Here is a 14,157-nt window from a genome sequence, read left to right on the forward strand (position 1 = left end):
GAGCGGGCGGCGGGCTCCGGGCGATCACGCTGACAGGGCTGCGGGAGGCGGACGGATGACGGATGACACGGGCGGCATGGCGCAGGACTGCAGCTGGGAGCTGGACGGGCTGCGCTATGCGGGGCTGGCCTGGGGCCCGGAGGACGGTACGCCGGTGTTGGCGCTGCACGGCTGGATGGACCATGCTGACAGCTTCCGGGCGCTTGCGCCGCGCCTCGACGGCTGCCGGGTGGTGGCGCTTGATCTGAGCGGGCAGGGGCTGAGCGCCCATCGCGCCCCGCACGCGACCTACAACATCTGGGATGACCTGCCGCAAATCGCCGAGCTGCTCGACCGGCTCGGCTGGCAGGATTGCGTGCTGCTCGGCCACTCGCGCGGCGCCAATATCTCGGCGCTCTTCGCCGCCGCCCAGCCCGCCCGGGTGCGGGCGCTGGTGGCGCTCGATTCGCTGGTGCCGGAGCCCGATCCAGACGAGACCATCGTCACGACGCTGCAGGCCTTCATCGAGCAGACCCGCAAGCAGAAGGCGCGGCCGCCGCGGCTCTTCGCCTCGTCGGAGGAGTATGTCGCACGGCGGGCGGCGCAGGGCAATTCCCGCGCCACCTCCGAGGCGTTGGCAGGCCGGGCGCTCGAGCCGCATCCGGAGGGCGTGCGGATGCGCGGCGACGCGCGGCTCTTCGCGCGGTCGGCGGTGAAGCTGAAGCTGGCGGACGTGGAGGAGGTGCTGCGCGCGCTCCGCTGCCCGGTGCTGAACGTCTGGGCGGATGACGGCATCAAGGGCAGGCGCCCGATGGTGGCAGAGCTGGCGCGGCGGGCCGGGGCGCTGGTGGCGCAATACGAGGCGGCCGAGGTCGCCGGCGATCACCATGCCCATCTCGACCCGGCGGCGGCGCAGGCGATCGCCGAGGCGATGCTGGCGTTTCTCGACCGCCACGGCTGCCGCTGAGACACGCGGGCCGCGCGCGCCGATCCGGGCGACCGAACCGATCCGCGCGCGCAAGCCGCCGCCGGCGGCGGTGCCCGATCACACCAGCCCGGCGAGCCAGAGGTAGAGCGGCAGGCCGATGGTGACGTTGAACGGGAAGGTCACGCCGAGCGACAGGGTGAGGTAGATCCCGGCCTCGGCCTGCGGCAACGCGATCTTCATTGCCGCCGGCACCGCGATGTAGGAGGCCGAGGCGGCCAGCACCATCAGCAGGAAGAGGCTGCCGGTCTGCAGGCCGATCGCCGCTCCGAGCCCGAGCGCCAGCACCGCGCCGATGACCGGCATGAGCAGGCCGAAGCCGAACAGGCCGGGGCTCAGCAGGTGTCGGTTGCGCAGCAGGCTGCGCCCGGCCGAGAGCCCCATGTCGAGCAGGAACAGGCACAGAATGCCGGTGAAGGGCGTGACCACGAAGGGGGCGATCATCTCCATGCCCTTGTCCTGGGTCAGGGCGCCGATCACGAAGGCGCCGGCCAGCAGCACGATGGAACCGTTGGCGAAGAGTTCGCGCATCGGCACGCTGCCGGTCGCGCCCTCGCGCCCGAAGCGATGCGCGATCCACAGCGCCGAGAGGATCGCCGGGACCTCCATCGCGGCGGCCACCGCGACCATGTAGCCGTCGGCGCCGATGCCGCTGAGCTCGAGCAGGCTGGAGGCGGCAACGAAGGTCACGATCGAGATCGAGCCGTAATGCCCCGCGACGGCGGCGGCGTTGAGCGGGTTGAGCCGGGTCATGGCGCGCAGCAGCCCGTAGGCGAGGAAGGGGATCAGGAAAGACAGCACCAGCCCGGCGCCAAGCGCGGCGAAGACCTCGGCGTCGAGCCCGTTATCGGCCAGGCTGTGGCCGCCCTTGAAGCCGATGGCGAGCAACAGGTAGAGCGACATGAATTTCGCCGCTCCCTCGGGGATCGACAGGTCGCTGCGCAGCACCGCTGCCAGCAGGCCGAGGACAAAGAACAGTATGGTGGGCACCATGAGGTTGCCCACCAGGCTATCGAACATCTGCATGATTGAGGTCTCCGCAACAGGTTTTGCGCCTGTTGCCCGGAAATCAGCCATAGCTTAAATACAAATGATATGATCTTTGCATAGCCTGAGGATATGCATGCGCCCGACCCTGCGGCAGATGGAATATATCGTCACGGTCCACGAGCTTGGCAGCTTCAGCCTCGCGGCGGAGACGCTCAACGTCAGCCAACCGAGCCTGTCGAACCAGGTGGCCGGGGTCGAGGCCGAGCTTGGCGTGCGGCTGTTCGAGCGCGGCCGGACCGGGGCGCAGACCACGGCGCGCGGGCTGGAATTCGTCACCCGGGCGCGGCGCATCCTGTCGGAGGTCGCGGCCCTGCGCGCGACGATGCTGTCGGACCTGCCCTTCGGCGGGCGGCTGAGGCTCGGCGCCTTGCCCTCGATCGGGCCCTACCTGCTGCCGCAGGCGATGAAGGCGCTGCATGCGGCGCAGCCCGAGCTGCGCGTCATCGTGCGCGAGGAAAACACCCTGAACCTTGACGAGGGCCTGCGCAACGGGCGCTTCGACGCCATCATCTCGACCCCGGAAGACCACCCCAACAGCTTCCAGCACCGGCTTTTCGTCGAGCCGCTCTGGGTGGCGGTGGCGCGGGATCATCCGCTGGCGGAACGCGACGCGCTGTCGGCGGCGGATCTCGCCGGGCAGCGGCTCCTGACCCTCGACACCGGGCACCGGCTGGCGCGCATCGTCTACGGCATCGCCGGGGCGAGCGGGGCGCTGGTCTCGGATGATTACGAAGGCACAAGCCTCGATTCCATCGTCTTGATGGCGGCGACCGGCGCCGGCATCGGCATCCTGCCCGACCTCTTCGCGCGCCGTCAGGGTGTCCACCGTAGCGAGGTGCGGGTGATGCCGCTGGCGATGCCAGATGCCGACCGGACCATCAGCCTGCTGGTGCCCGCGGACCGCTCCGACCGGCTCGCCGGAGAGCTCGCGGCGATCCTGCGCGGGGCGGCGCAGGGGCTCGAGCTCGACGTGCGCGAGGGGTGAGGGCGGACCGGTCTCTCGTCTCGCTGTGGTGCTGCTCCGAGTGAGCGACGGTGGGGCAGGGCCTGCGCTGCGAGACGGCGCTTTGCCGCGTCTGGTCGCAGGGGCGGGCGACGGCAGGTGCCGTGCGCGGGGGCTCTCGTTACGTAACCCGACGCGGGGCGCGATGAGCCTTGCCCACAACTCTGGATTGGATCAGGTTACCCGCCGAGCGAAGGCCAATTCGCCAAGGCTTGGTCCGCGCATTCTGAGACGGCTTCAGAGGATGATCGCATGAAACAGCTCTTTCCCTTCCTTGCCGCCGCCGGCATCGCCGCCCTTACCGGGGCCGCGCTTTCGGCTCAGGAGGCCTATACGATCCCCGACGATCTCACCCCGGTTTCGGAATGGCAGTCGGGATTCAGCGCGGAACAGGCCGAGGCGTTCAGGCAGAGCTACCAGGCCTCCGACATCTTCACCGGCAATGACCGCACCGCCTTTGCCTTTCTCAACCTCTCTGAGGTGGTGCCGACGGGTGTCGTGCCGCGCGGCGGTCCGATCGCGCCGCTCGAGCGGGCGCCGATGGAAGGGGTCGAGGACATCGTCGCGAGCTCCGAACTGGGCGAGATGCCGCTCGGGGCGCTGATGGCCGATCCGCGGTCGCGGGTGCAGGCGCTCGCGGTGATCCACGAGGGCAAGGTGGTCTACGAGAGCTATCCCGGGATGCCGAGCGACATGCGCCACCTGTGGTCGTCCTCGGCCAAGACGATCTCGGGGCTGCTGACCCACCAGCTTGCCGAGGAAGGGCTGATCGATCTGCAGGCCAAGGTCTCGGACTATCTCGATTTCACCGCCGGGTCGCCGATCGGCGAGATCCTCGTCGAAGACGTTCTGCACATGCGCACCGGCATCGACTACGAGGAAAACCAGGCCAACCGGACCGATCCCGACCACCCGGTCTCCTGGGCCTTTGCCGCCGCCCTCTCCGAGCGTGGCGTGCCGGCGGGCCCGAGCCTGAAGGAGATCATGGTCGACATCCCGGCCTCGGACCCGCCGGATACCGTCTACGGCTATTCCACCTTCAATACCGAGACGCTGATCTTCATCATCGAGGAGGTCACCGGCAAGCCGTGGAACTGGGTGGTGAGCGACCGCATCTGGACCAAGGCCGGCATGGAGGGCGACGGCCTGGTGGCGCTGTCGCCGCGGGGCGAGGTTCTCGGCGGTGGCATCTTCGCCGGCAGCCTGATGGATTTCGCGCGCTACGGCCTGCTGTTTGCGCCGAGCTGGCAGACCGTGGCCGAAGAGCGCGTCGTCTCGGAAGGCTATTTCGACGCGGTGCAGGCGGCGGCGGAGCCGTCGATCTATCTCGACAGCGAGTTCGGGCGGAAGATGGTCTCCTATTTTGGCGAGGAGGATGCGCCGATCGGCGGCTCCTACCAGTGGGACGCGGTCTTCGAGGATGGCGACCTCTACAAGTCGGGTCTGCTGGGGCAGGGGCTCTACGTCTCGCCCGAGACCGACACGGTGGTGGTCTGGTTCTCGACCACCTGGCAGAACATCCACCCGATGACGGCCTATTCCCGCGCCATCGTCAACGAGCTGTTCCGCGCGCAATGAGGGGCGTCGCGGAGCCTGCCGTACCGCGGTGCGGGTCGAGCGCGGCGGCCGGGGCGGTGCCGGCATGAAACGGGCGCTGGTGATCGGGGCCTCCGGCGGCATCGGCCGGGCGATGCTCGACCGGCTCGACTTGGAGGGGATCGAGGCGGTGGGGCTGTCGCGCTCGCAACACGGGCTCGACATCACCAATGAGGCCAGCGTCGCCGAGGCGCTCGGCGCGCTCGAGGGGACGTTCGATCTGATCTTCGTCGCGACCGGGGCGCTGCGCATCGACGGCGCGGTGCCGGAGAAATCCCTCGACATGATCTCGGAGACGGCGCTGCTCGACCAGTACCGGGTCAACGCGATCGGGCCGCTGCTGGTGCTGAAACACGCCCGCCGCTTGCTGCCGCGGGATCGGCCCGCGGTGGTCGCGGTGCTGTCGGCGCGGGTCGGCTCGATCGGCGACAACGGGCTGGGCGGTTGGTATGGCTACCGCGCGGCGAAGGCGGGGGTGAACCAGCTCGTGCACAGCGCCGCGATCGAGCTGGCGCGGAAATACCCGCAGCTCTGCTGCGTCTGCCTGCATCCCGGCACCGTGGAGACCCGCTTCACCGAGGGCTACCAGGACCGCCATCCGACGGTGAGCGCAGAAACCGCGGCGCGGCGGCTCTTCGAGGTCATCGCCGCGCTCGACGCCGGCAAGACCGGCGGGTTCTTCGATTATTCCGGTGCAGAAATCCCCTGGTGAGAGCGCCTTGGCCGCGTGCGCGCGAAAGCTTGGCGCCGTGATCCCGGCGGGCCCGGCCCGTGCCCGGACGGCTATGGTTGCGCTGCCACAGCCCCGACAAAGACGCTTCGAGTGCCACGATCTCGTCAAAATTGTCTGTTTTTGAAAGAAAAAATCTCGTCAAAGTTGCCGGGAAGAAGAAGGAATCACGGATTTGCGCAGACCCGGTCTCGTTATCCTCGTCGTCGCAGCTATCGCGATGTTCGTTCTGGCCGCCGGGGGGATCTGGCTGACGCGGGAGGGTGGCAGGATCGCCTCGATCTGGGTGGCAAACGCCGCCATCCTCTCGCTCATCCTGGTGCGCGCGCGCGACAGCTCGGTCTACGTGATTGCCGCCGCCTACCTGGGCAATATCTGCGCCAATCTCGTCGCCGGGGATCCGCTGCCGATCGCCCTCGTGCTGTCGGCCTGCAACACCATCGAGATCGGCCTGGTGACCGCGCTGCTGCTGCGCTTCCGGCCCAATATCGATTTCACCGTCCTGCGGGATCTGGCGCTGTTCGTCATTGTCGCGGGGGGCATCGCGCCCTTCGCCTCGGCGCTGGTGGCTTCGGCCTTCCTGCACCAGTTCGTCGGGGCTCCGTTCTGGCAGGTGCTGGAAAACTGGTACGCCGCGGATGCGCTGGGGCTGCTGGTCTTCGTGCCGCTTTTCGCGATGGGGCTGGGCTACAAGAACAGCCGCTTCGAGTTTGCGTCGCTGGGGCGGCCCGACGTGCTGACGCTGCTGCTGATGAATGCGATCGCGGTGTCGGCGATCTTCTGGCAGGACCGGCTGCCGCTGCTGTTCCTGGCGGTGCCGCCGCTGCTGCTCGTGGTGGTGCGGTCGGGCATGGCGGGAACGGTGATCGCCAACCTGACGATCACCGTCATCGCGATCGCCGCCACGGTCAGCCGGACCGGGCCGATCCTGCTGGTGGATGCGCCGCTGTCGGAGCAGATGATCATCCTGCAGCTTTTCCTCGGCACCTGCGTGTTCATCTCGCTGGTGTTCTCGGCCTACCTGGCCGAGCAGAAGCGGCTCGAGGAGCGGCTGCGGCAGGCCAAGGCGCTGTCGGAGGAGGCGAGCGCCGCGAAGAGTGCCTTCCTGTCGACCGTGAGCCACGAATTGCGCACGCCGCTGACCTCGATCCGGGGCTCGCTCGGGCTCCTGGCCGGGGGCAAGGCGGGGGAGTTCTCGAGCAAGGCGTCAAAGCTGATCGGCATCGCGCACAACAACAGCGAACGGCTGGTTCACCTGATCAACGACATCCTCGACATGGAGAAGATCGAGTCGGGCAAGATGATCTTCGATTTCCAGGAGCAATCGCTGCGCGCGGCGCTCGACCCGGCGCTCGAGACCGCGCGGGCCTATCTCCCGGACCGGCTGGTGAAGGTCATCGTGGTCGACGACGCGCCCGGGGCGCGGGTCGAGGTCGATGTGGACAGGCTGCACCAGGTGGTCAGCAACCTGTTCTCCAACGCCATCAAGTTCTCGCCGCGCGAGGGCTTCGTGCAGCTCTGGATGTCTGCCGATCCGGCCGAGGGCACGGCGAAGATCTCAGTCATCGATCAGGGTCCGGGCATCGCGGAGGAATTCCAGGGCCGACTGTTCGGCAAGTTCGAGCAGTTTGACAGCTCGAACACCCGGCGCGAGGGCGGCACCGGGCTCGGGCTCAGCATCAGCAAGGCGCTGGTGGAGAAGATGGGGGGCTCGATCAGCGTCGAGACCCAGCCCGGCAAGGGCGCGACCTTCACAGTGACCCTGCCGCTCGCCGGCATGGCGGAGCCGCAGCGGCTCGGGGAAGAGATCGACGGGCGGCCACGGCTGCTGTCCTACGGGCTCGGTCCGGAGGACGTCTTCGTCATTGTCGAGCAGCTGGCGGCCGCCGGCTACGGCTTCGATCATGCCTCCAGCTTCGAGCGCCTTGCGGCGATGCTCGAGTCTGAAGCCCACGCGGCGCTGGCCATCGATCTCGACCGGGTGGCGGATCACCGGCTGGGCGAGCTGCAAGGCCTCGTCGAACGCGCGCATCGCAAGACATTCGTGATCTCCGCCGATGGCGGCCGGGCGGAGCGCGCCTTCCCAGAAGCGATGCTGCCGGCGGTCGAGCTGATTGCGAAACCGATCGATCCGGCCCAGATCGAGGCCGGTCTGCGCGAGGCGGCGCCCGACGACGGGCTGGCCGCGCGGCCCCGTATCCTGCATGTGGAGGATGACAGGGGGGTGCTCGAGGTCGTGGCCACCGGGCTTGGCGACGAGATCGACGTGCGCCGGGCGCACAGCCTTGCCACGGCGCGCGAGGAGCTGCGCAGCGAGCGCTTCGACGCGGTCATTCTCGATCTGGCGCTGCCGGATGGCGAGGGCACGGCGCTGCTGTCGGAGATCGACGACACGACGCCCGTGCTGGTGTATTCTGCCGCCGAGGTCGAGACCTCGGTGCGGGACAAGGTCTGCGCGGTGATGACCAAGACCAGGTCGGCGGAGAACGATGTCGTCTCCGCGATCCACGCGCTTCTCGCCTCGAAGGGCGCAGCAAGGTAAGCACGATGCCGAAAATTCTCTACGTCGACGACGAGAACGACATTCGCGAGATCGCCGAGATGGCGCTCGAGCTCGAGGAGAGCTTCGAGGTCCGGACCGCGGCCTCGGGTCAGGCCGGGCTCGAGCTGGCGCGCAGTTTCCAGCCCGATCTGATGATGCTCGACGTGATGATGCCCGGAATGGACGGCATCTCGACCTTCGGCGCGGCGCGCAACGATCCGGCCCTGGCCGATATCCCGATCGTCTTCGTGACGGCGCGCACCCAGACCCACCAGGTGGCGGAGCTCATGGAGCTGGGCGCGCTTGGCGTGATCCCGAAGCCGTTCGACCCGCTGACGCTGGCCGAGGATATCGAGGCCTTCCTGGCCTAGCGGCCCGGCATCATGCGGAGCGAGGGCAGGGGCCGCTGCCTCAGAACTCGCCGGGGGCGCATTGCAGGCAGGTGAGCCCGGCCGCGCGCCAGAAATCGACCACGGAGCGCCGGTCGTCCACGACCAGCCACGGGCTGTAGCCGTCGGCGCGGATGCGGTCGAGCGCGGTGCGCTTGACCTCCGGGTCGGGATGGCTGTCCTCTTCCGGTCGGCGCAGGTAGAGCGCGTCGTGGGCGATGCCGGCCTTGTCGAGCCAGTCGCGAGTCCGGTGACGCCAGCCCTCGGGACGGCCGGAGCACAGGACGATGGCCTCGCCCTGCGCCTGCAGGCGGGAGAGCAGCCGGGCCACCGGCGCGATGACGGCGGCGGCGGCCATCTCGTCGTGGAAGGCGTCCCAGTGCTTTTCGGTGCCATGCACAAGGTGCCCCAGCCGCTCGCTGTCGAATTCGGCCAGGGTGCCGTCGATGTCGAAGATCACGCAATCCAAGGAAGTGTCGCTCCTGTCAGGTCTGTTTCGGTCCAGCCCGCGGGGTCGGGGCTGTAGAGAATGGGGGTGGTGTTGCGGGCCGAGGGGCCGAGCGGCGTGCCGCCGGTCAAGCTGCGGGTGGCCCGGATCACCCCGGAATGGGCGACGAAGACCGGCAGGCAGCTCGCGGGCGCGGCCGCGATGCCCTCGGTGAGCGCCTGCTGGACCCTCATGAGAAAATCGGCCCAGCCTTCGCCGGCTTCCGGGGTCGCCTCGCGCGGAGGCAAGTCGCTGACGGGGCGACCCTCGAAGAGGCCCCAGTCGCGCTCGCGCAAGCCCTCGATCACCGTTGCCGGCAGCTCTGGGAAGGCCAGCGCCGCGGTCTCACGCGCCCGGCTCTGCGGCGAGACGTAGAGCGCGATGCGCGGCCAGTTCCAGGGTGCGAGCGCGCGGGCCCCGGCGCGGCCGGCATCGGTCAGCTCGGCCTCGGTCCGGCCCGCGATCAGGCCATCGCGGTTGGCGTCGGTCTGGCCGTGGCGGATCAGCAGGAAGGCGCGTTGCGGCAGGGCGCTCACAGGAACAGCCTCTCGTTGAGCATCAGGGCGGCGCCGAACCGGGTCTCGAGCAGGTAGTCTTCCGGGCGGTCGCAGAACAGCGGCGCGAACCGCGCCGCGCCGAGGCGGCGGATCATCGCGATCTGGTCGCGCAGCGGGGGATGCACGTTCCAGCGCAGGAACTGGCCGCCATGGCCCATGATGGCGCGGGCATGGGCGGTCATGTGGCCGGTGAAGATCACCGTCGCGTCCCGCGCCAGCCGCCCGCTGTCGCGCCAGTCCTGCACGATGGCCCAGGCGGCGCCCGCATCGGCATTGGGGGTGTCGCAGATCAGGTGGCGCGCGCTGGGGTCGAAGGGTGCCTCGATCAGCGGCCACAGGGCCTCGGCGCCCGGCGCCACGCTGCCGCTCTCCAGCATCTGCCGCAGGGCCGCGCTGCAGGTATCATCGAGTGAGACATCCCCGCGCGGCAGCAGGTGCAGCGCCAGCTCTCCGGCTCGGCCGGAGGGCGGCACCGGGAAGAGATGCTGGCGATGCGGGCTCGCGTCGAGCGCGGCGTCGAGGCGGGCCCGGCGCACCGCCTGCGGGACATCGTCGAGATGATAGGAACAGTCGATCAGCGCCACCGTGGCCTCGGGCGGCGGCGCATAGGCGAACCAGTCCGACTCCTCCGACCAGTCGCCGGAAAAGAACAGGCCCTCCCCGAGCGCGACGTGGAACCAGACCCCGCCGCAGGCATGGCCGTTGGGCCCGGTGCTCAGAGCCGTGCCGGCGATCTCGGTCCGGCCCTGTCGCGGTAGCAGGTGCAGCGCGGCGCCCGGCGGCAGCGACCGTGCGGTCTCGGCGGTGCAGTGGATCGGCAGACCGGCGGTCACCGCGAAGCCGGCGCCACCGATATGGTCGACGTGGTCATGGGTGATCAGAACCCGGTCGGCGCCGTCCAGCCAGGCCGGATTGAACGGCGAGGAGGCCTCGGGGCCGGCGCCGACGTCGAGCAGCCAGAGCTCGCGGCCGGTCCAGACCCGGATGCAGGCCGGTCCCTTTTCACCCAGGCCCGACAGAACCTCGACCCAGGGCGCGCGGGTCCGGCTGGCGTCAAACATGGGCGGTCTCCTGCACGGCAAGCGCGGGCATGCCGGGCTCGCGGAAGGCCCAGGGCCGGTCGATCCGCAGGCCGACCTGCGCGCCGACGTTGAGGCGCGTGCGCGAGAAGGCCACGAGATCCTCGCCGCCGGTATCCAGCGCCACACGGAACCGCCCGCCCTGATAGGTGCAGCCCCGGACCCGCGCGCGCAGACCGCCCTCATCGGTCAGTCGGACATCCTCGGGGCGGATGCAGAGATGCGTCGGCAGGGCGGCGCGGCCGCGCGCCGTCAGCCGCAGCCCCATGGTCTCGACCTCGAGGCCGCCGGGGCCGAGCGGACCGGCGGCGCGGGCGGAGACCACCGCGCCGTCGCCCACGAAGCCCGCGACGAAGCAATCCACCGGCTCGGAATACAGCACTTCCGGCGCGGCGAACTGGCGGATCCGTCCGCCCTCCATCACCGCCACGCGGGTCGCCAGCGCCAGCGCCTCGCCCTGGTCGTGGGTCACGTAGAGCATCGTCGCGCCGGTGCGCCGGTGGAAGGCGGTGAAGTTGTCCTGCATCGAGGCGCGCAGCGCCAGGTCGAGATTGGCCAGCGGCTCGTCGAGCAGCACCGCGCGCGGCTCGGCCACCAGGCAGCGGGCGAGGGCCACGCGCTGGCGCTGGCCGCCCGACAGCTGCGCTGGGGCGCGGTCGGCGAACTCGGTCAGCCCGGTCAGCGCCAGCGCCTCGTCGACCCGCCGGGCACGCTCTGCCCGCGGCAGACCGCGCACCTCCAGCGGGTAGGACACGTTGCCCGCCACGGTCATGTGCGGCCAGAGGGCATAGCTCTGGAAGACGATGCCGACGCCGCGGTCCTCGGGCGGGACGAAGCGCCCCGGCCCGGCGACCTGCGTCGCTCCCATGCGGATCTCGCCGTGGGTGGGTTCCTCGAACCCGGCGGTCAGGCGCAGCAGCGTGGTCTTGCCGCAGCCGGAGGGCCCGAGAAGGGCCACGAACTCGCCGCTCTCGATCCGGGCGTCGATCCCGTCGAGCGCCGGTCGGGCGGCGCCGTCGAACTGTTTCGTCAGACCGGAATAGATCAGCTCTGCCACGGCACCACTCCTTTCGGCAGGCGGCGGGCCAGCAGCTGCACCCCCGCCATGAGGCAAACGATCAGCAGCACGATCGACATCGCCAGGGCCGATGCCATGACCGTCTCACCGCTGTCTTCGAGATTGAAGATGACCACGCCCAGCGTCTCCGTCCCCGACGCCCAGAGCAGGGCCGAGACGGTGAGTTCGTTCACCGCGGTCAGAAACACCAGGATCGCGCCGGCCGCCGCCGCCGGTGCGGCAAGCGGCAGAACGATGGTGCGCAGGCGTCGGCCAAGCCGCGCCCCCGCCGCGCTGGCCGCTTCTTCCATCGACGGGTCGAGCTGGCCGACGGAGGCCTGCACCGGACGCAGCATCACCACGAGGAAGCGCGCCAGGTAGGCGAGCAGGATGATCCAGATCGTGCCGTAGAGGGTCAGGTCGGTGAATGGCAGATCGAGAAAGGCGAGGATGCAGGCGATGGACAGCACCACCCCCGGCAGGGCGTAGGGAAGATCCACCAGCGCATCGATGGCGCGGGTGGCGCGGCTCGGGCGACGTGCGATCAGCCAGGCCAGCGGCAGGCAGACCGCCATCAGGATCGCGGAGGCGCCGAGGGCCAGCCCGAGGGAATTGACATAGGCGCGCCGGGTCATCGGCTGCCGCAGCAGCGCCTCGGTCCAGGCCTCGAGGGTCATGTTGGCCCATGTCAGCGGCACGCCGTAGGCCGGGATCAGCGAGGTGAAGAGCAGCGCCATCAGGGGCAGCGCGAGGATCGCGGCGATGAAGGTCCAGAGCGCGATCTCGATCGGCAGCCGCGCGCGGCCGAGGGAGATCGACAGCGGCTGGCCGGAGAGGCCCACGAGCCCGTAGGATTTGCGCGCCAGCAGCCAGCGCGCCAGCAGCACACCGGCGATGGCCACGGTGCCGATCAGCAGCGCCAGCACCGCGACCTCCGACAGCACCGAGGGCCCGAAGCCCACGAGGCGCTGGTAGATCAGGGTCGGCAGGGTGGAATAGCGTGCGGGAATGCCCAGCATCGCGGGGATCCCGAAATTGCCGAGCGCCGTGACGAAGGCCATCGCCGCACCGGCGCCGAGCGCGGGCAGGGTCAGCGGCATCACGATCTGCGCCCAGACCCGCAGGCCGCGCGCCCCGGACATGCGCGCCGCCTCGACGAGATCCGCCGGGATCTGGCGCAGCCCGGCCCGCAGGGTGAGAAAGACGATGGAGGCATGCTGGATGCCCAGCAGCAGGATGATGCCACCGGCGCTGTGCAGCGGTTGCGGGCTGCCAAGCGGTGGCGCGAGCCCCAGCATCTTCAGCAGCACCGAGGACGGACCGGTCACCTGCATCCAGGCCAGCGCGGTGATCTGCGGCGGGATCATCATCGGCACCATCAGGCAGAACACCAGGGCGCCGCGCGCCCGCACGTTGGTCAGCGCCACGAGGAAGGCGAAGCTGCCGCCGATCAGCACCGACAGGAGGGTGCCGCCCGCCGCGGTCACCAGCGAGTGCAGCAGCGCCCGGTGCGTGCTGTCGGCGCTCAACACCTCGGCGAGATGCGCGCCGGTCAGGCCGCTGCCGAACCCGACGCCCTCGAGCAAGAGCCGCACCACCGGACCGAGCGCGATCAGCGCCACCGGCAGCAGCAGCCAGGACAGCAGCCGGCCTTCCGACCGGCTGCTGCTGTATGTCGCGTCGGACAGGCTCATTCGACGCCGAAGACCTCGGCGAAGCGGTCCTTGTTGGCGTCAGTGTCGGCCAGCGCCTTTGCCGGGTCGAAGGCCATCAGCGTGATTTCGTCGCGCGAGGGGAAGCCCTCGGGGCTGTCGATGCCGTTGCGGGCGGGGATGTAGCCCTGCTCGACAACCAGCTGCTGACCGTCCTCGGAGAGCAGGAAATCGACGAATTTCTCCGCCGTGGCGTTGCCCTCGGCCTTCTTCATGATGGCGACGGGCTCGGTGACGTAGGAGACGCCTTCCTCGGGGAAGACGAAATCGACCGGCGAGCCGTCGGCCTTGGCGCGCAGCGCCATGAAATCGACCAGGACGCCGTAGGGCTTTTCGCCCGCGGCCACGGCCTTGAAGGTGCCGCCGTTGCCGCCCTCGGCGCGGGCGTCATTCGCCGCGAGCGACTGGTAGTAGTCCCAGCCCAGCTCCGCGTCGCCGGTCAGCGTCGCGAGGTGGATCAGCGCGGCGCCGGAGTAGAGCGGCGACGGCATCGCGACCATGCCTGCCATCTCGGGCTTGGCGAGATCGGCCCAGGAGGTCGGGACCTCGGCGGCGCCGGTGTTGTAGACGATGCCGGTGGTGATCAGCTTGGTCGAGTAATAGTAGCCATCGGCGCTGTAGAGCGCGGCGTCATAGGCTTCGGCCTCGGGCGAGCGATAGGCGGCGAGATGGCCATCCTGCGCCAGGCCTTCCAGCGTCACGGTATCCGCGATCAGCAGGATGTCGGGCTGGGGATCGCCGGCAGCGATCTCGGTCTGCAGGCGGGCCATCAGGTTGGTGGTGCCGTCGCGCACCCATTCCACGTCCACTTCGGGATTGGCGGCCATGAAGGCATCCACGGTGGACTGGGCATCGGCATTGGGCTGCGAGGTGTAGAGCGTGAGGGTTTCAGCACCCGCGGCCACCGGCAGCGCCAGCGCGACGGACAGGGAGAGAAGAGGGCGAAGCATGGAGCACTCCTGAGGGATTTGCTTTTCGTTCGAAAACGATT

The 14,157-nt window shown here is 69.5% G+C and carries 13 protein-coding genes; 6 read left to right on the plus strand and 7 right to left on the minus strand.

Annotated elements, in window-relative coordinates; all coding sequences use genetic code 11:
• Window positions 1–55 precede the first annotated feature (55 nt).
• Window positions 56–946 carry an alpha/beta fold hydrolase gene (locus tag KUV62_RS19525; RefSeq protein WP_222605416.1) on the plus strand — a complete coding sequence of 297 codons (891 nt, stop codon included), beginning with the start codon at window positions 56–58 and terminating at the stop codon, window positions 944–946.
• 78 nt (window positions 947–1,024) lie between these two features.
• Here KUV62_RS19525 and KUV62_RS19530 read toward each other — a convergent pair whose 3' ends face one another.
• Complete coding sequence (locus KUV62_RS19530) at window positions 1,025–1,990, minus strand: sodium-dependent bicarbonate transport family permease (protein ID WP_261395781.1); 966 nt, start codon at window positions 1,988–1,990, stop codon at window positions 1,025–1,027.
• A 97-nt stretch (window positions 1,991–2,087) separates the two neighbouring features.
• On the opposite strand from KUV62_RS19530, the gene KUV62_RS19535 reads away from it, so the two are divergent.
• From KUV62_RS19535 to KUV62_RS19555, 5 genes are all read left to right on the plus strand, one after another.
• On the plus strand, window positions 2,088–2,999 hold the full coding sequence (locus KUV62_RS19535; protein ID WP_222605417.1) for a hydrogen peroxide-inducible genes activator: 912 nt from the start codon (window positions 2,088–2,090) through the stop codon (window positions 2,997–2,999).
• Window positions 3,000–3,269: 270 nt separating this feature from the next.
• Entirely contained in the window at window positions 3,270–4,595 is a 1,326-nt protein-coding gene (locus KUV62_RS19540; RefSeq protein WP_222605418.1) for a serine hydrolase domain-containing protein, read from the plus strand.
• A gap of 64 nt (window positions 4,596–4,659) precedes the next feature.
• Entirely contained in the window at window positions 4,660–5,325 is a 666-nt protein-coding gene (locus KUV62_RS19545; protein WP_222605419.1) for an SDR family NAD(P)-dependent oxidoreductase, read from the plus strand.
• A gap of 193 nt (window positions 5,326–5,518) precedes the next feature.
• Window positions 5,519–7,885, plus strand: coding sequence for an ATP-binding protein (locus tag KUV62_RS19550; RefSeq protein ID WP_222605420.1), 2,367 nt, complete (start codon window positions 5,519–5,521; stop codon window positions 7,883–7,885).
• Between the two features lie 5 nt (window positions 7,886–7,890).
• Window positions 7,891–8,256 carry a response regulator gene (locus tag KUV62_RS19555; RefSeq protein WP_222605421.1) on the plus strand — a complete coding sequence of 122 codons (366 nt, stop codon included), beginning with the start codon at window positions 7,891–7,893 and terminating at the stop codon, window positions 8,254–8,256.
• 40 nt (window positions 8,257–8,296) lie between these two features.
• On the opposite strand, the gene KUV62_RS19560 is transcribed toward KUV62_RS19555, so the two are convergent.
• From KUV62_RS19560 to KUV62_RS19585, 6 genes are read right to left on the minus strand one after another with little or no spacing between them, the layout of a single operon-like run.
• Window positions 8,297–8,734 carry an HAD family acid phosphatase gene (locus tag KUV62_RS19560; protein WP_315901604.1) on the minus strand — a complete coding sequence of 146 codons (438 nt, stop codon included), beginning with the start codon at window positions 8,732–8,734 and terminating at the stop codon, window positions 8,297–8,299.
• On the minus strand, window positions 8,731–9,297 hold the full coding sequence (locus KUV62_RS19565) for a histidine phosphatase family protein (protein WP_222605423.1): 567 nt from the start codon (window positions 9,295–9,297) through the stop codon (window positions 8,731–8,733). The genes KUV62_RS19560 and KUV62_RS19565 overlap by 4 nt, the downstream gene beginning before the upstream one ends.
• The gene (locus KUV62_RS19570; RefSeq protein ID WP_222605424.1) at window positions 9,294–10,379 is read right to left on the minus strand and encodes an MBL fold metallo-hydrolase; all 1,086 of its coding nucleotides are present in this window, start codon (window positions 10,377–10,379) and stop codon (window positions 9,294–9,296) included. Before KUV62_RS19570 ends, KUV62_RS19565 begins: the two co-directional genes overlap by 4 nt.
• Window positions 10,372–11,454 (minus strand): ABC transporter ATP-binding protein, encoded by a 1,083-nt coding sequence (locus tag KUV62_RS19575; RefSeq protein ID WP_222605425.1) that lies wholly within the window; start codon window positions 11,452–11,454, stop codon window positions 10,372–10,374. Before KUV62_RS19575 ends, KUV62_RS19570 begins: the two co-directional genes overlap by 8 nt.
• Complete coding sequence (locus KUV62_RS19580; RefSeq protein ID WP_222605426.1) at window positions 11,442–13,148, minus strand: ABC transporter permease; 1,707 nt, start codon at window positions 13,146–13,148, stop codon at window positions 11,442–11,444. Before KUV62_RS19580 ends, KUV62_RS19575 begins: the two co-directional genes overlap by 13 nt.
• Window positions 13,145–14,116: an ABC transporter substrate-binding protein gene (locus tag KUV62_RS19585; RefSeq protein ID WP_222605427.1), complete on the minus strand. Its 972-nt coding sequence runs from the start codon at window positions 14,114–14,116 to the stop codon at window positions 13,145–13,147. Before KUV62_RS19585 ends, KUV62_RS19580 begins: the two co-directional genes overlap by 4 nt.
• Window positions 14,117–14,157: the final 41 nt, after the last annotated feature.

It is taken from the genome of Salipiger bermudensis (assembly GCF_019801965.1).
In the GTDB taxonomy this organism is placed as follows: Bacteria; Pseudomonadota; Alphaproteobacteria; order Rhodobacterales; family Rhodobacteraceae; genus Salipiger; species Salipiger bermudensis_A.

What these genes read in the sequence shown, in the direction of transcription:
- KUV62_RS19525 (WP_222605416.1), top strand. Translation starts at nt 56, where the DNA reads ATGACGGATGACACGGGCGGCATGGCGCAGGACTGCAGCTGGGAGCTG.
- KUV62_RS19530 (WP_261395781.1), bottom strand. Translation starts at nt 1,990, where the DNA reads ATGCAGATGTTCGATAGCCTGGTGGGCAACCTCATGGTGCCCACCATA.
- KUV62_RS19535 (WP_222605417.1), top strand. Translation starts at nt 2,088, where the DNA reads ATGCGCCCGACCCTGCGGCAGATGGAATATATCGTCACGGTCCACGAG.
- KUV62_RS19540 (WP_222605418.1), top strand. Translation starts at nt 3,270, where the DNA reads ATGAAACAGCTCTTTCCCTTCCTTGCCGCCGCCGGCATCGCCGCCCTT.
- KUV62_RS19545 (WP_222605419.1), top strand. Translation starts at nt 4,660, where the DNA reads ATGAAACGGGCGCTGGTGATCGGGGCCTCCGGCGGCATCGGCCGGGCG.
- KUV62_RS19555 (WP_222605421.1), top strand. Translation starts at nt 7,891, where the DNA reads ATGCCGAAAATTCTCTACGTCGACGACGAGAACGACATTCGCGAGATC.
- KUV62_RS19570 (WP_222605424.1), bottom strand. Translation starts at nt 10,379, where the DNA reads ATGTTTGACGCCAGCCGGACCCGCGCGCCCTGGGTCGAGGTTCTGTCG.
- KUV62_RS19580 (WP_222605426.1), bottom strand. Translation starts at nt 13,148, where the DNA reads ATGAGCCTGTCCGACGCGACATACAGCAGCAGCCGGTCGGAAGGCCGG.
- KUV62_RS19585 (WP_222605427.1), bottom strand. Translation starts at nt 14,116, where the DNA reads ATGCTTCGCCCTCTTCTCTCCCTGTCCGTCGCGCTGGCGCTGCCGGTG.